Origin of the sequence: Francisella persica ATCC VR-331, assembly GCF_001653955.1 — a bacterium.
Taxonomy (GTDB): Bacteria; Pseudomonadota; Gammaproteobacteria; order Francisellales; family Francisellaceae; genus Francisella; species Francisella persica.
The window spans coordinates 1,317,808-1,339,811 of sequence record NZ_CP013022.1 but is presented as its reverse complement, the minus strand read 5'-3'; the positions used below and the strand labels follow the sequence as shown (position 1 = coordinate 1,339,811).

The following is a 22,004-nucleotide window of genomic DNA, read 5'->3' as shown; positions in this document are numbered from 1 at the left end:
TTATAATCTACTAAATTTTATTTTTGTTTAATAAATATTAATGTCTGAAGCAATACTCTTTTTAAACGGTAAAGTAGATCTGTGTTTTTGTGAAAAATATATTCAAGATAATTTTGCAAAACTTGATATATTTTGTGCCGATGGTGCTTATCAAAAAATTAAAAGTTCATCTCAATTAAACTCAAAGATAAAAAAAGTAGTTGGAGATTTTGACTCATTTGCTATATTAGAAAGTGATTTATTTTTAATTGATACTGATCAATATTCTACTGATTTTGAAAAATCTCTTAATTATCTAATCTCTCTTGGGTTTTCAAAAGTTTTTGTATTTGGTGCTTCTGAAGGAGAGATGGATCATTTTTTATGCAATATTAGTACCGCTAAAAAACACAAACAAAAGATAGATATTGAATTTATAGATATTTATTCAAAGTACTTCTTTATACCTAAAAATTTTGCAGTAAACGGTGTTAATGGTAAGATGTTTTCTGTTATGCCTTTTGGATATGCAGAAAATATATATTATAATGGTTTAAGGTATCCTTTAAGTGGTGAGAGCTTAAGTATAGATACTAGTACTGGTGCAAGAAATTATGCTATACAGAATAAGGTTGAAATATCTTATTCAGCAGGAGATATTTTATTGTTTATATCACATGCAAAATATAAGGATAGATTAGATGTTATTTTGTGATGGTTCTAAAAAACATTTAAAAGAGCAAAATGTAAACTTGAAAAATGAATTTAGCAAAGATGATAAAAGAGTTGAAAAATTCTCTTTAAAACATCAAAACATATATTTTGATTACTCAAAAAACCTTATTAATGATTATATTCTAAAATCGCTTTTAGGGTATGCAGAAAAATTTAACCTTAAGAATAAAATTAAACAGATGTTTAGTGGTGCAAAGATTAATACTACTGAGCATAGAGCTGTATTACATACAGCATTGCGTGATTTATCCGCTACGCAATTGGTTGTTGATGGACATGATATTCGTCAAGAAGTAACAACAGAAAAGCAGCGTATAAAAGAGCTTGTTGAAAAAGTAGTATCTGGTCAGTGGCGAGGTTTTTCTGGTAAAAAGATTACTGATGTTGTGAATATTGGTATTGGCGGTTCAGATCTTGGACCTAAAATGGTAGTTAGAGCATTACAACCTTATCATTGTACAGGTTTAAAAGTTCACTTTGTTTCAAATGTTGACGCTGATTCTTTATTACAAGCATTGGATATTGTTGAACCTGAAACTACTTTGTTTATCATAGCTTCAAAATCATTCTCAACTGAAGAAACCTTGTTAAATTCTATTTCAGCTAGAGAGTGGTTGTTAGATCATTACGAGGATGAACAAGCTATTGCTAATCATTTTGTTGCAATATCGAGTAAGTTAGACAAGGTTGAAGAATTTGGTATAGATTTAGAGCATTGTTATAAAATGTGGGACTGGGTTGGCGGTCGCTATTCATTATGGTCATCAATCGGTATGTCGATAGCTTTTGCTATAGGCTATGATAATTTTGAGAAACTATTAGCTGGAGCATACTCTGTAGACAAACATTTTAAAGAAACTGAATTTGACAAAAATATTCCAGTGATTATGGCATTATTAGCAAGTTATTATAGTTGTGTTTATAATAGTCAGTCACAAGCCTTAATTCCTTATGATGAAAGACTTTGTTATTTTATTGATTATCTCCAGCAAGTCGATATGGAAAGTAATGGTAAATCTGTCAACCTTGCTGGAGAAACTATCAATTATCAAACCGGAGTTATACTCTGGGGTGGTGTTGGTACTAATGGTCAGCATGCTTTTCACCAGCTTTTACATCAAGGGAATGTTTTTATACCAGTTGATTTTATTGCTGTTGCAACTAGTCATCATAATTATGATAACCATCAGCAAGCTTTACTTGCTAACTGTTTTGCACAGTCACAAGCACTAATGTTTGGACAATCATATGATATGGTTTATAATGAGCTGTTAAAATCTGGTTTAAATGAAGTTCAAGCAAAAAAGCTTGCAGCTCATAAGGTTATACCAGGTAACAGACCAAGTACAACAATTTTACTTGATGAGCTAAGTCCATATAGCCTTGGTGCATTGATTGCTTTATATGAGCATAAAATATTTGTTCAAGGTGTGTTGTGGGATATCAATAGCTATGATCAGTGGGGAGTTGAGCTTGGTAAGAAACTTGGTAAAAATATATTAAAAGCTATGAATTATAATTCATCTGTTGAATATAAAAATTTAGATGAATCAACTAGACAGCTAATAGCAAAGGTAACAAGTAAATAAATGATTATGAGTAAAAAAAATAAAGGCTTCTCATTAGTTGAGACTATGGTTGTTATTTCTATCATGACTATCCTTATGGTGGCTGCAATCAGCTCGTTTACTTTTTACTATAAAACATTTGCTGTAACACGCTTAACTAATTTACAAAAATTAATAGAATATGGTGTCATTAAAGCTCGTAATGATAGTAAAACTGTTATTGTATGTGCAGCGACACCAGATAGTTTTGATGGAACTGGAAAATTAGATGAAAATAGTTTCACATGTGCAAACTCAACTTCATGGAGTGATTATCCTATCGTAGTTTTTGAGAGTACAGATGGGACTGATATTTATCAGAATGCTGAAGATACAATAATAGCGAATATGCCACAAGGACATGGCGGACATATCTATATTAATCTGTCAGGAAATCCTAGTTATATAAGGATTAATCCAAACGGATTTATGGCAAATGGTAATATCACATATTGTGACAAATCAAACAAATATCAGGCGGCACTAATTACAAATCTAGTTGGTAGGGTAGTATATACTGATAGCCATACTAAAGATGGTGGTGGATTGTATACCTGCGAATAGTTATTATTTTTTGTTATAAAAGGAGAATATAATAATGGCAAATGATAGAGTACCTATGACTCCAGCAGGAGAACAAGCTTTAAGAGTTGAGTTGGAAAAGCTAAAAAAAATAGAAAGGCCAGCAATTATTGAGGCTATAGCAGAAGCTCGTGATCATGGTGATCTAAAAGAAAATGCTGAATACCATGCTGCTAGAGAAAGACAAAGTATTATCGAAGGTAGAATTAAAGATATTGAGTCAAAATTATCTAATGCTCAAGTAATTGATATTACAAAAATTCCAGCAAATGGCATGGTGATATTTGGAACTACAGTTACAATTATGAATGTCGATACTGAAGAAGAGACTACCTATCAAATAGTTGGTGAAGATGAAGCTGATATAGATAATCATAAAATATCTATAGCAGCACCATTAGCTCGTGCTCTAATAAAAAAAGAAGAAGGTGATGAGATTACTTTAGATACTCCTAAAGGTAAAGTTACATATGAAATCTTAGCTGTAGAATATAAGTAACCTAAAAATCTAATCTACATTTCATTTATAAGAATTTTTATGAAAAAAATTATCATCAAGGGTGCAAAAACTCATAACCTAAAAAATATTAATGTTGAGATACCACGAGATAAGCTAACTGTTATCACAGGATTAAGCGGTTCTGGTAAATCATCATTAGCTTTTGATACTCTATATGCTGAAGGGCAAAGAAGGTATGTTGAGTCATTGTCTTCATATGCAAGACAGTTTTTATCAATGATGGATAAACCAGATGTTGAGTATATAGAGGGTCTTTCTCCAGCTATTTCAATAGATCAAAAGACAACGTCTCATAATCCAAGATCTACAGTTGGAACTGTAACAGAGATATATGATTATCTGCGTGTGTTTTTTGCACGAGCTGGTACGCCAAAATGTCCTATACATAAAATAGAGTTGAAGGCTCAAACTATCAGCCAAATGGTTGATAAAATTTTAGAGTTTGATGAAGATTCAAGATTGATGATACTAGCACCAATTATTTCAGAAAAAAAAGGTATACATCATAATTTACTTGATAAAATACTAGCACAAGGCTATATCCGGGTAAGAATAAATGGTAAGTTTTATAACCTTGATGAAGATTATCCAGAATTAGATCGTTATAAAAAACATAATATTGATGTAGTAGTTGATAGATTTAAACCAAAAAAAGATAACGAGCAACGCATTGCTGAATCAATTGAAATAGCTTTGGATCTTGGTAATGGTATTGTCAAATTAGCAAATATGGCTAGTCAAACTGGTGATGATATCTTCTTTTCATCAAAGCATGCTTGTCCTTTATGTGATTTTGCCCTTAAAGAATTATCACCAAGAATTTTCTCTTTTAACAGTCCGTTGGGTGCTTGTAGTAGTTGTGATGGTCTGGGAATTAAAGAGTTTTTTGATGAGAAAAAGGTAATTATAGATCTATCAATCTCACTTAAGAATGGTGCTATAGTTAAGTGGAATAAAACTAATCAATATTATTTTTCTCAATTAGAGTCTTTAGCAGCGCATTACAAATTCTCTTTAGATGAATCATTTGAGAAGCTACCTAAGAAAATTCAAGAGATAATCTTATATGGCTCTGGCGATGAAGCTATCGTAATGACTGTTGATTCTATTAGGGGAGGTAGACAAACACGTATCAAACCTTTTGAAGGTGTTATACCTCATTTTGAACGCAGATATTATGAGTCTGATTCAGACATGGTCAAAAAAGATCTGTATGAACTTATGAGTAATCTTGAATGTAAGTCTTGTAATGGTACAAGAATTAATGAATATGCGCGAAATATATTTATTGCTGATAAAAATATAGCTGATGTTTGTGCTTTACCTATTGATGAGTTATTAATCTGGTTAGATAGCTTAGAGTTTGTTGGTCAACAACAAGTTATAGCAGAGAATTTACTCAAAGAGATTAAACTAAGAGTAGAGTTCTTGGCAAATGTTGGGCTAGAGTATTTAAACTTAGCAAGACAGGCTGATACTCTCTCTGGTGGTGAGGCTCAGCGTATTCGTTTAGCAAGCCAAATAGGCGCTGGTCTTGTTGGTGTGATGTATATATTAGATGAGCCCTCGATTGGTCTTCATCAAAGAGATAATCAGCGTTTACTTGATGCTTTACATAATCTTAAAAATCTAGGTAATACGGTAATCGTTGTTGAGCATGATGAAGATGCAATTTGCCAAGCAGATTATATAATCGATATGGGACCAATGGCAGGTATGCATGGAGGTGAAGTAGTTGCTGCTGGTAGCTATGAAACAATACTTAAGAGTAAAAAATCTTTAACCGCAGATTATTTAAGTGGTCGTAGAAAAATTGAAGTTCCTAAAACTAGACTAAAAGCTAGTAAGAATCGTTATATAGAAATAAATGGTGCAGTTGGTAATAATCTTCAAGGAGATAACCTTAAAATCCCGCTTGGTACATTGACATGTGTGACAGGTGTCTCAGGATCAGGTAAATCAACGCTGATAAATAGGACATTATACCCTTTGGCATCTCGTTTGTTGAATAGGAGTACTTTAATACCAATGCAGTATAGCTCACATAAAGGGTTCAATCATCTTGATAAGGTTATAGATATTGATCAATCACCAATTGGTAGAACTCCACGCTCAAATCCAGCAACTTATACAGGAGTATTTACACAGATACGCGAACTATTTGCAGCAACATTAGAAGCTCGATCTAGAGGATACAGTGCTGGAAGATTTAGCTTTAATGTCCGTGGTGGAAGATGTGAAGCATGTCAGGGCGATGGTGTTATAAAGGTAGAAATGCATTTTTTAGCAGATGTATATGTTGCTTGTGATGTTTGTCAAGGTAAACGCTATAATCGTGAGACTTTAACAGTACAATACAAAGGCAAAAATATTTACGAAGTACTAGAAATGACTGTCGAAGAGGCGCTTGAATTTTATGATGCAGTACCAAGTATCAAAAGTAAGCTTGGAGCTTTAATGAACGTTGGTCTGTCATATATTAAGCTAGGTCAAAGCGCAACAACTCTTTCTGGTGGTGAAGCTCAAAGGGTTAAATTAGCAAAAGAACTATCAAAACGCTCAACTGGTAAAACCTTATACATATTAGATGAGCCAACTACTGGTTTACATTTTTATGATATTCATCAACTTCTAAAAGTAATTATGGATTTACGTGATAAAGGTAATACTGTAGTGATTATTGAGCATAATTTAGATGTGATAAAAATGGCAGATTGGATTGTTGATCTAGGTCCAGAAGGTGGTAGTAAAGGAGGACGGATAATTTTTGAAGGAACTCCAGAAGATAACGTTAAGTGTAAAAAATCATATACTGGTAAGTATCTTAAAGATTTACTTTAGCTAAACTAAGATATTGGCACACTGTTTAAATTATTAAGTTACATAGATTAAAATCACTAAAAGCCCGATAGAGTATATAAACTTAACCGCTGCAAAAGCTAATAATGATATTTTTAACTAAAATCAATGTGATTAATTCCTGAAAAATTAGCCAAAACTATTCCAACCCAAGAAATCGCAAATTCGTTTGTAAGTTGGATTATCAAACTATTTATGACAGTTGCTCTGCTCATATAAGTATCATTTTGTATATTAATTATGATATTCCAGCGTGATACTAATCATGGTGAACATGCCAAAACAAAAAACAAGCATACTCAGTAATATCGCAAAAACTAATAAATATAAAGTGGATAAAAAACCTATCAATACCTAAATCATGTAGTAGCTATTAGACATAGATAAATAATGAAAAACTTATAAAAGTGCTCTCTAGCTAAAACTCTTTTTACAAACTTTTTAACAAACTAATCACGTATCATAAAGAACAATAAAAATAAACCCATATTCAAAAGCACAAAAACCTTACTTGGTTTTTAAATATATTGGAAAAATAAATGACATTTCCATTACTAAAAGTCTTGAGGTTGAACTCATTATGGTGAAATACATAAAGCAGCTATTATCAAAAATAGTTAAGTTAATAACAGCATTATCTTTCAAACTCTGAGCATGGAGTATATATAATAAAAAGGATAACTACAAAGATCAGTAGCAGCCATTTTATATCAACAAGGATTTGTGTATCTATAATCAAGTCTATAAAAACATCATATATTAATAAGAAGTACCAATAATAATAAAACCTTTCAAATTAATTTTTTGTAATGCTAAAGAGCTAATAATTGATAGATATAGATATATCAAAGTTACAGTTATTATACCAATTAGAACATTAATAAAAAAAATCATTCTCCAGCCAATATGAGTAGTAATAGCTCCTCCAAATAAAGGGTCAAGGTATTGGTCATAACGCAGTGATTACAGCAACTATGACATTGCTGTGAGTACATTTTTGTAGATTCTAAACTATTACTAAGAGGGCGACAGGTGTGACAAAATCACAAAAAGTTTCTTGAACAGCTCTAAAAATAACCAAACAAGTAAGATTAGTTAGTAGTCCACATGCTATAGATGATAGCATGAAACCGGTGATTGAAATTACTAGTAGATTTTTGCTACCAATTTTATCTGATATTTACCCAGATGCTGGGATAAATAATCTCAAAGCAAGCAAATATACGGTATTTGCTATTTTTAGAATGATTGCATTGACATCTAAGTCATTTTTATTTGTTGCTGTGCAGTATTTTTAGTGCTGAACCATCTATTAGTTTAATAAGCATAACTAAACCTATGTTTTGTTTTAAATTTTGATCCAATATGATTTTTGTTGAGATAAAAAATATAGTAGGTAATATAAAGAGTATTATCATTTATATTGAGCTATAATATATAAAAAGTACTATACAATTTTTTGGCAAAACGACTAGCTAATAATGAATTTTTTTACTATAGTATATTAGTTAAAATTGAGTATTAAACTTTATAAGGAAGAAAGGATTAAATAAATATATGGCACAAAATAATGATAATAAAAATAATATGATTAAAAATATTATTTTTTGGGTTTTAATCATTGGTGGGATGCTACTACTTTTCAATGGTATTAATGATACAAATGGATCATCTAAAAATATAAATTATTCTACATTTATTTCCAAGCTAAAAGGTAACCAGATTAGCGTTGTAGATGTTGATGGTAGAACTATCACAGGTAAGACTAATGAAGGGGAAACTTTTGTAACCTATGCACCATTACTAGATGGTAGTTTAGTTAACAAATTAGAAGATAGTAAAGCTATAGTCAAAGCAAAAGCTCCAGAAAAGCCTAATATATTTTTGACATTTTTGCTTAACTGGTTACCAATGCTGCTAATCTTTGGTTTTTTCATTTATATGATGATCAAGGCTGGTGGCGGTAGCAAAGGTGGGCCTTTTTCTGTTGGTAAGAGTAAAGCAAAACTACTTGGTGAAGATGAGATTAAAGTAACTTTAGATGATGTTGCTGGTGTTGATGAAGCTAAGGAAGAGATTGCCGAGATAGTTGATTTTTTACGTGAGCCAAAAAAATATGAAAAAATTGGTGGTAAGATTCCTAAAGGTGTCTTAATGGTAGGGCCTCCAGGTACTGGTAAGACACTCTTGGCTAGAGCTATTGCAGGTGAGGCAAAGGTACCGTTTTTCTCAATTTCAGGCTCTGATTTTGTTGAGATGTTTGTTGGTGTAGGTGCATCACGTGTTCGTGATATGTTTGAACAAGCTAAAAAGAAAGCTCCTTGTTTAGTGTTTATTGATGAAATAGATGCAGTTGGTCGTCATCGTGGTTCAGGTATGGGTGGTGGTAATGATGAGAGAGAGCAAACTCTTAACCAGATGCTTGTTGAGATGGATGGTTTTGCTGATAACGAGGGTGTAATAGTAATAGCTGCTACTAATAGGCCAGATGTTTTAGATAAAGCATTACTAAGACCAGGTAGATTCGATAGACAGGTTACAGTTGGTTTGCCAACGGTAAAAGGGCGTGAAGCGATACTAAAAGTTCATATGAAAAAAATTGCTTTAGGCGAAGATGTCCGTGCTGATTGGATAGCAAGAGGTACGCCAGGATTTTCTGGGGCAGAACTTGCAAACCTTGTTAATGAAGCCGCTTTATTTGCTGCAAGAGAGTCTAAAGATAAAGTATCAATGGCTGATTTTGAAAAAGCTAAAGATAAAATCTTAATGGGCTCTGAAAGAAGAAGTATGGCAATGACTGAAAAAGAGAAAAAGCTTACAGCTTACCATGAAGCAGGTCATGCTATTATTGGTCGTTTAATGCCAGAGCATGATCCAGTTTATAAAGTAAGTATCATACCTAGAGGTAGAGCGCTTGGTGTGACAATGTATATGCCAGAAGGTGATACTGTTAGCCAGAGTAGACTAGTATTGTGTGGGCGCCTATGTAGTATCTTTGGTGGTAGAATCGCTGAAGAGCTTATTTTTGGTTATGATTATGTAACTACTGGGGCTTCTAATGATATTCAAGTAGCTACTAATATTGCGCGTAACTATGTTGCACGTTGGGGATTATCTGATGTAGTGGGAACTATCCTATATGATGTTGAAGATGATGGACCTTTTGGAGTTAGCGGTGGCAAATCTGTTAAACTTTCAGACTCTACTATCCGAGAAGTAGATATTGAGGTGCGTAAACTAATAGAGACAAGTTATGCTAAGGCTAAGCAATTGCTAGAAGAGAATATCGATATCCTACATGCTATGGCTGATGCGCTAATGAAATATGAAACTATAGATGCACTACAAGTTGATGATCTAATGGCTAGACGTCAAGTGCGTGATCCAGGTGAATATGGTGATAGTTATAAACCAAAAGATACAGGTAAGATTATAGCACCAGTAGCACCAGTTGAAGATGAGTCAGAAGTAGCTGATGATTCTAACCCTAAAGAAGCTCTTTAAGCGCATCACCTTTTATTCTAGATTAATTTTATTTTATTGTTATTCCAATATAAAAAAACTATTTATCTAACTTTTTGTGTTTTAAATAAAGTTTTTTTATATTAATATAAGATTAGTTAATGCTATAAAATGTTATAAAACTAAGATTTTTGTTTAAATTTATGCTAATTAATAATCTCAAAGAACTTAAGAATAAAGGGAAAAGATATGTCGTTACCTACTCCTCATATAGAAACATTAAGAAAAGAAGAATTTGCAAAAACAGTGATTATGCCTGGAGATCCATTAAGAGCTAAATATATTGCTGATAACTACCTAGAAAATGTAGTCAGAGTTAATGCTGTCAGAAATATGTTTGGCTATACAGGCACATACAAGGGTAAAAAAGTTAGTGTTATGGGATCTGGAATGGGTATGCCAAGTATGGGTATTTATGCTTATGAACTTTTTAAATATTATGATATCGATAGTATTATTAGAGTTGGCTCAGCTGGATCATACAAAGCTGAGTTTAAAGTTTATGATATTGTTCTTATCGAGGAAAGCTATGGTGAATCTGATTTTGTTGCAATCGTTACAGGAAGTAAAGTTCGTGATGTAAGGTCTTCAGAAGAGCTTAATAAAGAGCTTATAGAATCTGCTGCAAGACAGAATATAGAATTTAAGAAGGCAAAAGCACATTGTACTGATGTTTTTTATAGAAATTCTGAAGATTACAAAAAAATAGTCAAAAAGTATAACTGTGATTTGGTTGAGATGGAGACAGCAGCTTTATTTGCTACAGCAAGTGAGTTAGGTAAAAAGGCTTCTGCAGTTGTAACTATTTCTGATAGCTTTATAACTGGTGAATCTACTACAGCTCAACAAAGAGAGCAATGTTTTACAAGTATGATAGAAGTGGCTTTAGGTACAATCAAAGAAAACTAGTAAAATTTCTCGATTTTAATCTCTACAAAGCTGTTTCTTAATTTTTTCTAGTGCTTGCTTACCAATCTCATTGGTTATAGTTGGCTTTGTTTTTTTATTGTTTTGTGTGTAATTTATAATTATATCTATTTTCTCAAGCTTAGAAAATATGCTATTTTGTCTTAGTTGTGTGACAAACTGGTCATGAAGTTCTTTAAGCTTTGATTTCAGAATTTCTTTATTACTATGTATGATTATTTTACTAGGAGAATAAAAAACTATTTGGGTATCTCTTAAATAAGGTAAGTTAAGTTTGTGTAACTCTTTGTTGGCAACCTCAATAGTGGTTTTAATTTGGGTTGCTTTAGATATAAGTTGTTTGCTAGCATAAGTTGTATTAGTTATTTTCTTTCTCGTTGTATGTGAGTTGATACTAGCAATTTTTTCTGGAAAATTTTTTATAGTCATTTTTAATATATACTCTCTGCATTATTAAGTTGAGAATAGAATACTTCCACAGCTTTGTCTATAGCAGCTACTCTACCTTGCTTTGAGCATGTTTTGATAATATATTCTTTGGGTGCTAATTTATTAGCTGAGTCATCTAATGCTTGAAGCTCAACTTTTGTTTCAAGATAGTACTCATCATCATTAAATTGATTATCATAATAGCTAAGTTTTAGCATTATATCTAGTATTAACTAAATCTTTTTTATTTGTAATATTATAGTTATTTACTTGCAAAAACTTTTCAAGTGAATTGTAAAAAAAACCACTATGTAAAAAAGCCACTATTTTATTTATCAACATTATTTGTAAACTTTTTGTGAGATTCAAGAGCTGATTATCAATTTGGCTTAGTGCGTCAATTCGGCTATTAATATTGCTATCAGGTACTAAGATTATCAATGTTCTTAAACTACTTTTTATTAGTTGTATGTTTTATTCACTTGCTGAGCTATAGCAAATCTGTAAAGTGAACTTTTGTTGTTTATAGTTGCTAGTAGTTGTTGAGCTTGATTAATATTACTACTAATAAGTTCTTTAAAATCATTTATAGTTTGTGTTTTATTGGTTTGAACTTTGGTATAGAATATTTGTTTAAGCTCTGCCTGATTGACTATCTTGTAGTTATGAATAGTTATTTTGGCAGTTGTAGTGGTTTGAGTTAGTTTTTGAGAAATTTGTTATTATTAGTGATATTTGTAAAGCTAGCTGTTGTCGATATTGAAACTTGAAGCCTTTGAACCACATCAGCAAGAGCATTTTGAGTTGCTTGTTTGAAAATTTTTGCTGCACCAAAGCCATAAAAAATCATCTGTATTTGACTAATCTAGATTAAACCATGTTGGTTATACTTTTACTGTTTTTTTGTACGCTAGTAAAGCAGCTAGATATTGCTAGCCCAAGTATTATCGTAGTTAGTAAGTTTAAGTAGAAATATCTCATTTTGATGAGTTAGATTATAATTCTTATAATTAATACCTCTATCTTAATTTAAATTTCTTATAAACTCTATATAATGTATCTTCAGGGTATTTTATTTATATAAATTATATAATAAGAGTTGGTTAATTAGGGATGTTAGGTTTAGTAAAGAAGATAATAGGTAGTCGTAACGAAAGATTTATAAAAAAAGTTTCTAAAACAGTTCAAAAAATCAATTCTTTAGAACCTGGATTTGAGAAACTTAGTGATGAGCAATTGAAAGCAAAAACTCTTGAATATCGAGAAAGACTTGCAAATGGTGAAATATTAGATAATCTTTTGCCAGAAGCTTTTGCAACCGTCAGAGAAGCTGCAAGACGTACCAAAAATATGCGTCACTATGATGTTCAGCTAATAGGAGGTATAGCTCTTCATCAAGGTAAGGTTGCTGAGATGAGAACAGGTGAGGGTAAAACTTTAGTTGCTACATTGCCAGCTTATTTAAATGCTTTGACTGGTAATGGTGTACATGTAATTACAGTCAACGATTATCTAGCAAAGCGTGATGCTGAGCTGATGAGTGATATTTATAAGTTTTTAGGTATGTCTATCGGTGTCATAGTTGCTGATTTAAATCCTGAGCAACGCAAGCAGGCATATGCTTATGATATTACCTATGGTACAAACAATGAGTTTGGTTTTGATTATCTAAGAGATAATATGGCTTATGACAAAGATCAGCAAGTCCAAAGAAGTCGCAACTATGTAATTATAGATGAAGTTGATTCGATTTTGATTGATGAGGCTAGAACACCACTTATCATATCAGGCACATCAGACGATAGTTCTGAGATGTATAATCTTTTTAATAGATTAATTCCTTACTTAGATAAGCAAGAAAAAGAAGAAGTTGAAAATGAGCAAGAGCAAAAAGATTTTTATGTAGATGAGAAATCTAAAAATGCTTATTTAACTGAAAAAGGTTATGCAAAAATCGAAAATATACTCAAAAAAGAAAACATTCTTGAAGAGGATGATAACCTTTATAGTCCTCATAATATCACAAAAATGCACTACTTAAACGCATGCCTAAGAGCGCATTCATTATATCAGCTTAATGTTGATTATATTGTGCGTGATCAAGAGGTTGTAATTATTGATGAGAGTACTGGTAGGGCAATGCCTGGACGCAGATGGTCAGACGGTTTACATCAGGCAATAGAGGCTAAAGAAGGTGTCAAAGTCAATGCTGAAAATCAAACAATGGCATCTATTACTTTCCAAAATTTCTTTAAGTTATATAACAAAATTGCTGGTATGACTGGTACCGCTGATACTGAGGCGTTTGAGCTTCATTCTATCTATGGTTTAGAGGTAATCATTATTCCAACTAATAAACCAATGATTAGAAAAGATCATCATGATGAGATATATGGTAGTGTTATAGAAAAATTTGATGCTATTGTTGTTGATATTAAAGAGAGAATTTCAAAAGATCAGCCGGTATTAGTTGGCACGGCGTCGATTGAAGCATCTGAAGTATTATCAACCCTGTTGAAGAAAAAGAAAATTAAGCATAATGTCTTAAATGCTAAGCAGCATGAGAAAGAAGCTGCTATCATTGCTATGGCAGGCTATCCAGGAGCTGTAACGATTGCAACAAATATGGCAGGGCGTGGTACAGATATTATTCTTGGTGGTAATTTAGAAGTTGAAATTGCTCAGCTAGAAGATCCTACACAAGAAGATATTGCTAAAATAAAAGCAGAGTGGGTAAAGCGTAATGAGGCTGTTAAAAAAGCTGGAGGCTTGTGTATAATAGGTTCAGAAAGACATGACTCACGCAGAATTGATAACCAGTTAATAGGTCGTGCTGCGCGTCAGGGTGATCCAGGTGAGAGTAAATTCTATCTATCTATGGATGATAATTTATTACGAATTTTTGCTTCTCAAAGCATGGCTGAGAGAGTTAAGAAAGGTTTAAAAGGCGGTGAGTCTCTTGCTTTTGGTTTTATGTCAAAAGTAATATCTAAAGCGCAAAGTAAGGTTGAAAGTTATCATTTTGATATTCGTAAGAATTTATTAGAATATGATAATGTTGTTAATACGCAGCGTAAAGTTATCTATGAGCAAAGACAAGCATTCTTAGATGCTGATGATGTAAGTGATATTTTAGCTGATATCCGTATTGATGTCGCGGAACAACTGTTCCACGATTATGTACCGGCTGGTTCTATGCATGAGTTATGGGATCTCGAAGGTTTAGAAAAAGCTCTTAAATCTGATTTTATGATTGATGTTGATCTACAAAAGCTTTATGAAGAAGATGATATACTAGGAGAGGAAGAGCTTCAAAAGCTTGTCCGAGAAGCAATAGAAATTGAGTTTGCAGAAAAAACTAAAAATTTAGATTCAGAAGCTGTGAGACAATTTGAGAAATTCTCATTATTACAATCTCTTGATAGTCATTGGCGTGAGCATCTAAGTTCTATCGATCATTTACGTAATAGTATTAACTTACGAGGTTATGCCCAGAAAGATCCTAAAAATGAATATAAGAAAGAAGCATTTGAACTTTTCTCAACTATGCTGGATAATTTTAAATATGAAGTTATATCTTCACTTGCTAAGATTAGGATTGCTACAGAAGAAGAAACGCAAAGAGCTCAACAAGAATGGCAAGAGTCTATAAGTGATATTAAAGCTGAGCATGAAAGTGTTATTGATAACAACCAAAGACATGATGCAGGCAAGCGAGTAGAAGCTCCAAAAGTTCATCAAGTTAGAAGGGAAGGTATAAAAGTTAAAAGAAACGACCCTTGTCCTTGTGGTTCTGGAAAAAAGTATAAACAGTGTCATGGTAAGGTTGAGTAAATATTATTTTCTGATTATATCTACTAACTACTGAGAATTGATGCAAACCATTTTATATAATAATATTATTTAACGTATCTAAATAAGATGGATTATAGAAATCGTTGTTTTGGAAATAAGCCGAATCAAGAGCTATTATGCTAATTACCATGATAATAAATGGGTATTCCAAAGTATTATGATAGAGAGCTTTTGAGCTTCTAATATTAGAAGCTCAAACTGGTTTAAACTGGGAAACTATTCTAAACAAAAGATAAAGTTATAATGACGCTTTTTACAATTTTGATATAATTAAAATAGCTAATAATGACAGACTCAGAGCTTGAAACTCTACTAATTAACCCTAGTATAAATCTATAGTAAATTAAAAATTTATTCAACTAAAGATAATGCCCGAGTACTCTTAGAAATTCAAAAAGAGTTTAGTAGCTTTAGTAATTATTTATGGGGTTTTGTAAACCAAACTATCATCTACGCTTATATACCGAGCAGTGGGACTAGTAAATGATCATTTAGTCGATTGTTAGTATTACTCAGACTAAAAACTTAGTAATTTTTGTAGCAGTTTACTCAGATATATATGGGAACACAGCATCTGTAACTGAAGTATTTATATCATTTTCATCAAGTTCCATAACTACCTAACTATGGCAATTACTTTTTTCATATTGTGCTTTTTTCTCTTTTAGCTACAATAAAAGGATTGTTTCCATATAAACTTTGTTGATCCATTTTGCCTTCACCAACAATTACAATTTCGCAATTTTTGAAATAGTTATCAAAATTGATTGTATATATGATTAATTCAGCGCCGGAGACTAATTGAGCATTTAGAAATGTTACTAGAGCAAAACCAACACCGTCAGCAGCTACAGTACATAATAAATTATCTAAGTTTTTATTTATAATTTTTTGGAAAAGTTTGCAAAACTGCGTATTTTATCATCTATATCTTTTAGCTGTTTATTAGCTGTTCCCTTTTGTTTACCAAAAGTAAGAGTCGTACCAATTTATACCACATAAAGTGGATTATTAACATCACCAGCAACTTTAAAACTAGCGTGTTTTAAGCGCTGATTAAGTGAACTTAAATCAATAGTGGCTATTTGAATATTTTAAAGACAACAGGTTATTGATATGGTTTATTTCAATCCCTAAAGCTTAAAGTAAGCTAATGTCTACATAGTGCTACTTATACCACCATCTAAGGTTAAAGCAAACTTTGATATATCACGATTAAAGCATCAATTATAGAACTTGCCTAAAGCAGTGGCTTAAACTTATATCCTTATCAACTAAAATATTTGTAGATCACCTAAGTACAAATAGTTATGGCTTCGGGCAAGTTCCATAATTGCTGTATTACTAATCAAGTAGTTAGCTTAAATAATATTAACTAATGGAGCATTTATTGTGTAACAATTCTCTGCTAGAGGTAAATTTTTGGCAATAACTTCTAAATATCCTTCTCCTCCATAGCAACAGGAATTTTGATATATTCAGTTTAGGAAATACTTTTTTAAAACTATTTTCTATAGAATTGCATACTTCTATAGCCGGTATAGATTCCTTAAAAGAGTCGTGAGCGATTATTAATTCTCATCAGAAAATGGCTTTTGGTGACATTTTTGTAGTAAAGTAATTGTATTTTATTTTAAATAATGTCTAATCGTTGATTTTATATTAGTTATTAGTAGAACTTTTATCCAAATATAAGCCTAATTTTAAGACTAGTGTTTGCGATTTTAATTATTTTTGTTATAATACATCATCTAGTTTTATAGCTAGGTTATTTGTAATAATAACAAAAAGTCAGAAGTTTATTAATTTAGGCAGTTCTGAGAATTTAAATCTAATAAATGGAGTTAATAAATGTACGCGATAATTAAAAATGGCGGTAAGCAATACAAGGTAAAAGAAGGTGAAGTAGTTAAGCTTGAGAGGTTTGACCTTGGTATTGGTGAGAAAGTTGAGTTTGATACAGTTTTAATTGGGCAAACTGCAGCAGGTGAGGTTAAAATTGGCGCTCCAACGGTAACTGGTGCTAAAGTTGTTGGTGAAGTAGTTGAGCAAGGTCGTTATAAGAAAGTTAAAATTATGAAGTTCCGTCGTCGTAAGCATAGTATGAAGCAGCAAGGCCATCGTCAGTATTTTACAGTTGTTAAAGTTTCATCTATTAGTTTATAATTTTTAAAAAAATAATTTAAGGAGTATACAATGGCTCATAAGAAAGCTGGTGGTAGTAGTAGAAACGGAAGAGATTCAAATCCTAAGTATTTAGGTGTTAAAAGATATGGTGGTGAATTTGTTAAGGCAGGTACAATAATTATACGTCAGAGAGGTACTAAAACTCATCCTGGTTTAAATGTTGGTTGCGGTAAAGACCATACATTATTTGCACTTAAAGATGGTACAGTTAAGTTCCATATAGGTGGTGCTTTAAACCGTAAGTTTGTTTCAATCGAAGAATAATAAATTAGTTTTTATAACATTTTATTAATAAATTCCATATAATCTTCTAAACCTATAGTTATAAATGATTTAGTGATAGTTATTTTGCGAAGATTTACATTCAAGTTATATATACTTTTAATACATATATACTGTTGATTTAATCAATAAAAACTTTTCTCAGAGTACATTTCGATAAGTTGGTTAGTGAGCTTATCTAAGCTCTATTAAATCAACTGTCTTAATAATTTTATTGACTAGTAGACAACTGATAATAAAATAAATGATGCAGTCTAATGTTTATGTACAGATATTTTGACAAAAATATTTTTTAAAAGTATTTAAATTTATAGTTTTAATGGTTGTCTTTTTTGGAATTTAGTAGAAATAAACATACCTAGTAGGACACCAACAACGATAATTCCAATCATAATTGTGGCTAAGGCATTTATCTCAGGTGTAGGACCGTTTTTTACAGTTGAGTAAATATACATAGGTAAAGTAGGGTTATCACTACCAGCTACAAATTCTGTGACGACTAAATCATCAATAGATAATGTAAATGTAAGTAACGCGGAAATAATTAGTGATGGTATTAGCTGTGGTAGAGTTATTTTAAAGAATGTCTCTATAGGACCAGCTCCTAAATCTAAAGCAGCTTCTTCTAGAGATATATCTACACTAGCTATGCGTGATTGCATTACTATCGTTACATAAGCAGTACACATAGTTACATGAGCTATCACAACAGTAGTTGTACCGCGTTCATGTGGCCAGCTGATTAAATGTTGTAAGGTTGAAAACATTAATAGTAAAGCAACCCCTAGAATAATGTCAGGCAGTACAAGAGGTGTAGCTACAAGACCATATAAAAAACTTCTAGATCTAAAAAACTTAAATCTAGTCATGGCATAAGCAACTATTGTACCTATTATTGTTGCTATTGTAGAGGTGATTGTAGCTATTTTAAGGCTAGTAAAAGTAGCATTAATAATGTCTTCATCATGAATAACCTCATGATACCAGTCAAAAGTAAAACCACCCCATAAGTTAATAATTTTAGAATTACTAAACGAGAAAACCACCAAAATTATTAGTGGAATATATAAAAATACCAAACCTAATATAAGCATTATCTTACTAAATGAAAATCTCTTCACCGCTTATATCCTCCTAGACAAAAGTTCTCTTTGCTTGAATGCGTTGCATCCATAGGATAGGTAAAACTAGTACAACTATTAATACTACAGATATTGCAGCAGCCATACCCCAATTATTAGAAGTGAAAAACTCTTCCCAAATAACATTACCAATCATTAACGAATCCATACCACCTATAATTTGTGGCACAACTACTTCACCAATAGCAGGGATAAATATTAGTAAACTACCAGCAATTAGCCCAGGCATTGATAATGGTAATGTTATCTTAAAGAAAGAATTAATAGGCTTAGAGCCCAAATCTTCAGCTGCATCGTAGATGCTAGGATCGATTTTAATTAGAATACTATATAGTGGTAATACTAAAAATGGTAAGTAGCAATAAACCATACCCAGATACATCGAAAAATCATTATATAGTAAAGCCATGCTTGGCAAGCCTAAATTCATTAGAAATTGATTTAGAGTGTGGTTACCTAGTAATGTTACCCAAGCATAAGTTCTAAGCAGGAAAGAAGTCCAATATGGAATAACAATTAGAACTAAAAAGAAAATTTGCATGTTTTTTTGGGCTTTTGATAAAGCTAATGCCATCGGATAACCGATTAAAATACACAATACTGTAGTTATAAAAGCAACTTTAAAAGATTTAAGTAGAGAGATGAATATTAAATTATAATGAATAAGTTCAATATAATTACTTAAATATAATGTAAAGTGTAGCGTTGCTTGTTTATAAGTTATTAATGAGGTAACTGGAGGAGTACTATCAGCAGGCAACGTAAAACTAATACCTACGACAAATAAAAATGGTATAAGTAGAAAAATTACAAACCATATAAAAGGAATTAGATAAACTAAAGTATGTCTAAAGCTTTTTTCTAAGTTTTGCATTACGAGTAAAGCACCATAATATTTTGTGATTCCCAAGTAAGATATACTTCATCATCCCAAGAAGGATGGTCAGCATTTCTCTCTATATTAAAGTCAGTTGATTTGACTATACTACCATTTTCAGTCCTTACATGATAAGTAGATAATCCACCCATATAGGCAATATCTTCAACAATCCCTTTAATACAGTTTACAGGACGGTTAGGATTATATCCTTCTGGTTTTTCTTTGCTAATAACTATTTTTTCAGGGCGTAAACCTATCCATATCTCTTGATCTTCAATGGCTTCAATATTTCTTCTTAGGACAAAATCTGTTCCTGCCTGTTCAGAAGTTATCACACTACGAGTTCTACTAATTTCTTCGACACGACCTTCAAAAATTGTACTTTTACCAATAAAGTTAGCAACAAACCTACTCTTAGGGAACTCATAAATTTCTGAAGGAGTACTTACTTGCTCTAACCAACCATCTGTCATAATACCAATTCTTGCAGACATTGTCATAGCTTCTTCTTGATCATGAGTTACCATTATAAATGTACTGCCGGTTTGCTCTTGGATATCAACAAGTTCAAACTGCATTCGGTCACGTAGATTTTTGTCTAATGCAGATAATGGTTCATCCAATAGGATTAGTTTAGGTCTTTTTGCTAAGCACCTTGCCAAAGCCACACGCTGACGCTGACCACCAGATAGTTGATGAGGTTTTCTTTTAGCAAGATGATCCATCTTAATAATTTTTAAAGCGGCATCTGTAGCTTTCTCAATCTCTTCTTTTTTAATAGACTTTTCTTGTTTTAAACCAAACATGATATTCTGTTTTACATTCATATGCGGGAATAATGCATAAGACTGAAACATCATGTTTACAGGTCTTTTGTATGGTGGAGTATTTGACATATCTACACCATCGATAATTATTTTACCATCAGTTGGCCTTTCAAATCCTGCCAGCATTCTAAGTAGTGTACTTTTACCACTTCCAGATCCTCCTAGTAAAGAAAAAAATTCTTTTGGATAGACATCAAGGTTTACAGAGTCAACTGCTAAGTGACCATCATCAAACTGTTTAGATAGGTTCTTTATAGAAACCAAAGGTTTTTTTGAATATTTTTGCATCTTTAGGTTCTATATAAAGTTGGTTAAGATGTGTAATAATAAGCAATTTTTAAATAGAAAAAAAGTAAATATTATCAAATACTTTATTAATTTTTTCCGCAATCAAAAAGAAAATGATGGTTAGAATAGTAGCAATAATTGTTAGGCAAACAAAGATGTTTGAGTACATTTGATTTGTGCCTAAAGCAGTAATATCACTAGCTTTTGGTTTATTACCAATGGTATAATAGAAACAGGAGATTAGATTGCAATACCAACTGCAACATTTACAAACATATAGCCAGTAAAAATTCCCTGATGAATAGAGTTTAATTAAATCACTAAATAAAGTATAGCTAGTAATATTTACATTTTACCTACTACAATGATTAAACAGTAATAGTATCGGAAATATAACATTAATAATACCAATACTTTTAGTGATTAAGCTACATGAAGAAAGTGTAGTGCTATTTTTTGTCTTCGCTTTGACAATATTGCTAACAAGAAATCAAAAATGGTAATTATGTGCTTTCTATACTCTAGTTCTTGTTATTAAGGCGATAAAAGCTAAATATAAATACTGAAATTAAATACACATATAACAAGTTACTACCAAATTCTGCATATCTAATTAGAAATAATTGAGAATAAAAAGAATATTAAGATTGTTCCAGTGGCTACTAGATAACGTGCTTTAGAATTTGAAAATTAGTTATGGAAAAATGTACCTTTATCTTTGACATTTTTAAAATTTAGCAGATGTAAAATTACTATTAGTGCTAAGCATGCAGCAGCTGTATAAAATGTGGTAGTATAAAGCATCATAACTCTGTATAACTCCAGCTAAGATAAAGCTACCAACAAAACTTATATTAATACAGCTATAGTTTATTGAAAATGTATATCTACGGTTGTAATCTTCTGGTTTAAATAGTTAAGTTAACATCATAAATTAAGATAGCTGACATTAAGTCAAGCACCAGTGATAAATAGTGTAATGCCATAGATTATCAGTGTTTTATTATGTTCAGCAATCATAAACATACTGACTACCTGTAGAGATATACATAACTAGAAACAAACCTCTAAAGCTAAAAAAAAAATCCACCTAAAGCACCAATGTAATAAAGTTCATTGCCAAAAAACTTACCGTAAGAGTATTTACTTGAGTTTTTGTAAAACCACCATGATCTGTGAGGTAGAAATTAAGTAGTCCTATTAGCATTGCTAACCAACAGTTGAGAAGACTTGAATAATATTTTATCTGTAATGTACCTTGCGGCATTTCTTTATAACTAATCAATTTATTCCTTGATATTAAAATAGAACATAGAAAAGAGTATAATACAAAATTATTGGTGTTTAGTATTTATTAAAAGCTTATGACTATCTGTAGCATTT

General features: G+C 31.7%; 18 protein-coding genes and 3 pseudogenes. 11 read left to right on the top strand and 10 right to left on the bottom strand.

Annotated features, from left to right (window positions below):
* The first annotated feature begins 40 nt into the window (after positions 1-40).
* The 5 genes from FSC845_RS05890 to uvrA are packed head-to-tail and all read left to right on the top strand — an operon-like array spanning position 41 to position 6,264.
* Positions 41-694: a thiamine diphosphokinase gene (locus FSC845_RS05890; RefSeq protein WP_064461115.1), complete on the top strand. Its 654-nt coding sequence runs from the start codon at positions 41-43 to the stop codon at positions 692-694.
* Positions 681-2,303: a glucose-6-phosphate isomerase gene (gene pgi, locus FSC845_RS05885; protein ID WP_064461114.1), complete on the top strand. Its 1,623-nt coding sequence runs from the start codon at positions 681-683 to the stop codon at positions 2,301-2,303. The genes FSC845_RS05890 and pgi overlap by 14 nt, the downstream gene beginning before the upstream one ends.
* On the top strand, positions 2,304-2,885 hold the full coding sequence (locus FSC845_RS05880) for a pilus assembly FimT family protein (RefSeq protein WP_064461113.1): 582 nt from the start codon (positions 2,304-2,306) through the stop codon (positions 2,883-2,885).
* A gap of 34 nt (positions 2,886-2,919) precedes the next feature.
* Positions 2,920-3,402 (top strand): transcription elongation factor GreA, encoded by a 483-nt coding sequence (gene greA / locus FSC845_RS05875; RefSeq protein ID WP_064461112.1) that lies wholly within the window; start codon positions 2,920-2,922, stop codon positions 3,400-3,402.
* A 39-nt stretch (positions 3,403-3,441) separates the two neighbouring features.
* Positions 3,442-6,264: an excinuclease ABC subunit UvrA gene (uvrA, locus tag FSC845_RS05870; protein WP_064461111.1), complete on the top strand. Its 2,823-nt coding sequence runs from the start codon at positions 3,442-3,444 to the stop codon at positions 6,262-6,264.
* A 5-nt stretch (positions 6,265-6,269) separates the two neighbouring features.
* Here uvrA and FSC845_RS09770 read toward each other — a convergent pair.
* Positions 6,270-7,610: pseudogene (locus FSC845_RS09770) on the bottom strand (MFS transporter).
* Between the two features lie 229 nt (positions 7,611-7,839).
* On the opposite strand from FSC845_RS09770, the gene ftsH reads away from it, so the two are divergent.
* Together ftsH and deoD are read left to right on the top strand one after the other, a co-directional pair.
* Positions 7,840-9,786 (top strand): ATP-dependent zinc metalloprotease FtsH, encoded by a 1,947-nt coding sequence (gene ftsH / locus FSC845_RS05860; protein WP_064461110.1) that lies wholly within the window; start codon positions 7,840-7,842, stop codon positions 9,784-9,786.
* 207 nt (positions 9,787-9,993) lie between these two features.
* Positions 9,994-10,713 (top strand): purine-nucleoside phosphorylase, encoded by a 720-nt coding sequence (deoD, locus tag FSC845_RS05855; protein ID WP_064461109.1) that lies wholly within the window; start codon positions 9,994-9,996, stop codon positions 10,711-10,713.
* Between the two features lie 15 nt (positions 10,714-10,728).
* Here deoD and FSC845_RS05850 read toward each other — a convergent pair whose 3' ends face one another.
* The 3 genes from FSC845_RS05850 to FSC845_RS09070 form a co-directional block, all read right to left on the bottom strand.
* Complete coding sequence (locus FSC845_RS05850) at positions 10,729-11,160, bottom strand: hypothetical protein (protein WP_064461108.1); 432 nt, start codon at positions 11,158-11,160, stop codon at positions 10,729-10,731.
* A gap of 2 nt (positions 11,161-11,162) precedes the next feature.
* Entirely contained in the window at positions 11,163-11,378 is a 216-nt protein-coding gene (locus FSC845_RS09075; RefSeq protein WP_227806674.1) for a hypothetical protein, read from the bottom strand.
* A gap of 482 nt (positions 11,379-11,860) precedes the next feature.
* Positions 11,861-12,010, bottom strand: coding sequence for an LPP20 family lipoprotein (locus tag FSC845_RS09070; protein ID WP_227806673.1), 150 nt, complete (start codon positions 12,008-12,010; stop codon positions 11,861-11,863).
* A 263-nt stretch (positions 12,011-12,273) separates the two neighbouring features.
* On the opposite strand from FSC845_RS09070, the gene secA reads away from it, so the two are divergent.
* Complete coding sequence (gene secA / locus FSC845_RS05840; protein ID WP_064461107.1) at positions 12,274-14,994, top strand: preprotein translocase subunit SecA; 2,721 nt, start codon at positions 12,274-12,276, stop codon at positions 14,992-14,994.
* Positions 14,995-15,081: 87 nt separating this feature from the next.
* Positions 15,082-15,521: pseudogene (locus FSC845_RS07530) on the top strand (DNA-3-methyladenine glycosylase I).
* Between the two features lie 136 nt (positions 15,522-15,657).
* Here FSC845_RS07530 and FSC845_RS09065 read toward each other — a convergent pair.
* Together FSC845_RS09065 and FSC845_RS10150 are read right to left on the bottom strand one after the other, a co-directional pair.
* Entirely contained in the window at positions 15,658-15,900 is a 243-nt protein-coding gene (locus tag FSC845_RS09065; RefSeq protein ID WP_227806688.1) for a glycerate kinase, read from the bottom strand.
* A 486-nt stretch (positions 15,901-16,386) separates the two neighbouring features.
* On the bottom strand, positions 16,387-16,548 hold the full coding sequence (locus FSC845_RS10150) for a hypothetical protein (protein WP_407637682.1): 162 nt from the start codon (positions 16,546-16,548) through the stop codon (positions 16,387-16,389).
* A gap of 318 nt (positions 16,549-16,866) precedes the next feature.
* On the opposite strand from FSC845_RS10150, the gene rplU reads away from it, so the two are divergent.
* Together rplU and rpmA are read left to right on the top strand one after the other, a co-directional pair.
* A complete protein-coding gene (gene rplU / locus FSC845_RS05835; protein WP_064461106.1) occupies positions 16,867-17,181 on the top strand; it encodes a 50S ribosomal protein L21 in 315 nt (104 codons plus the stop codon).
* A gap of 30 nt (positions 17,182-17,211) precedes the next feature.
* Positions 17,212-17,466, top strand: a complete 255-nt coding sequence (rpmA, locus tag FSC845_RS05830) for a 50S ribosomal protein L27 (RefSeq protein ID WP_064461105.1) — start codon at positions 17,212-17,214, stop codon at positions 17,464-17,466.
* A gap of 326 nt (positions 17,467-17,792) precedes the next feature.
* Here the strand turns inward: rpmA and FSC845_RS05825 are convergent, their stop codons facing one another.
* From FSC845_RS05825 to FSC845_RS09445, 4 genes and pseudogenes are all read right to left on the bottom strand, one after another.
* Positions 17,793-18,605, bottom strand: a complete 813-nt coding sequence (locus FSC845_RS05825; RefSeq protein WP_064461104.1) for an ABC transporter permease — start codon at positions 18,603-18,605, stop codon at positions 17,793-17,795.
* A 13-nt stretch (positions 18,606-18,618) separates the two neighbouring features.
* Positions 18,619-19,500, bottom strand: a complete 882-nt coding sequence (locus tag FSC845_RS05820; protein ID WP_064461103.1) for an ABC transporter permease — start codon at positions 19,498-19,500, stop codon at positions 18,619-18,621.
* Positions 19,500-20,621 carry an ABC transporter ATP-binding protein gene (locus FSC845_RS05815; RefSeq protein ID WP_064461102.1) on the bottom strand — a complete coding sequence of 374 codons (1,122 nt, stop codon included), beginning with the start codon at positions 20,619-20,621 and terminating at the stop codon, positions 19,500-19,502. Before FSC845_RS05815 ends, FSC845_RS05820 begins: the two co-directional genes overlap by 1 nt.
* Positions 20,622-20,670: 49 nt before the next feature.
* A pseudogene (locus tag FSC845_RS09445) lies at positions 20,671-21,906 on the bottom strand (MFS transporter).
* Positions 21,907-22,004: the final 98 nt, after the last annotated feature.

Bases quoted from the DNA above. Each gene is read 5' to 3' on its own strand.
- FSC845_RS05890 (WP_064461115.1), top strand. From the start codon at position 41: ATGTCTGAAGCAATACTCTTTTTAAACGGTAAAGTAGATCTGTGTTTT.
- pgi (WP_064461114.1), top strand. From the start codon at position 681: ATGTTATTTTGTGATGGTTCTAAAAAACATTTAAAAGAGCAAAATGTA.
- FSC845_RS05880 (WP_064461113.1), top strand. From the start codon at position 2,304: ATGATTATGAGTAAAAAAAATAAAGGCTTCTCATTAGTTGAGACTATG.
- greA (WP_064461112.1), top strand. From the start codon at position 2,920: ATGGCAAATGATAGAGTACCTATGACTCCAGCAGGAGAACAAGCTTTA.
- uvrA (WP_064461111.1), top strand. From the start codon at position 3,442: ATGAAAAAAATTATCATCAAGGGTGCAAAAACTCATAACCTAAAAAAT.
- ftsH (WP_064461110.1), top strand. From the start codon at position 7,840: ATGGCACAAAATAATGATAATAAAAATAATATGATTAAAAATATTATT.
- deoD (WP_064461109.1), top strand. From the start codon at position 9,994: ATGTCGTTACCTACTCCTCATATAGAAACATTAAGAAAAGAAGAATTT.
- FSC845_RS05850 (WP_064461108.1), bottom strand. From the start codon at position 11,160: ATGACTATAAAAAATTTTCCAGAAAAAATTGCTAGTATCAACTCACAT.
- FSC845_RS09075 (WP_227806674.1), bottom strand. From the start codon at position 11,378: ATGCTAAAACTTAGCTATTATGATAATCAATTTAATGATGATGAGTAC.
- FSC845_RS09070 (WP_227806673.1), bottom strand. From the start codon at position 12,010: ATGATTTTTTATGGCTTTGGTGCAGCAAAAATTTTCAAACAAGCAACT.
- secA (WP_064461107.1), top strand. From the start codon at position 12,274: ATGTTAGGTTTAGTAAAGAAGATAATAGGTAGTCGTAACGAAAGATTT.
- rplU (WP_064461106.1), top strand. From the start codon at position 16,867: ATGTACGCGATAATTAAAAATGGCGGTAAGCAATACAAGGTAAAAGAA.
- rpmA (WP_064461105.1), top strand. From the start codon at position 17,212: ATGGCTCATAAGAAAGCTGGTGGTAGTAGTAGAAACGGAAGAGATTCA.
- FSC845_RS05820 (WP_064461103.1), bottom strand. From the start codon at position 19,500: ATGCAAAACTTAGAAAAAAGCTTTAGACATACTTTAGTTTATCTAATT.
- FSC845_RS05815 (WP_064461102.1), bottom strand. From the start codon at position 20,621: ATGCAAAAATATTCAAAAAAACCTTTGGTTTCTATAAAGAACCTATCT.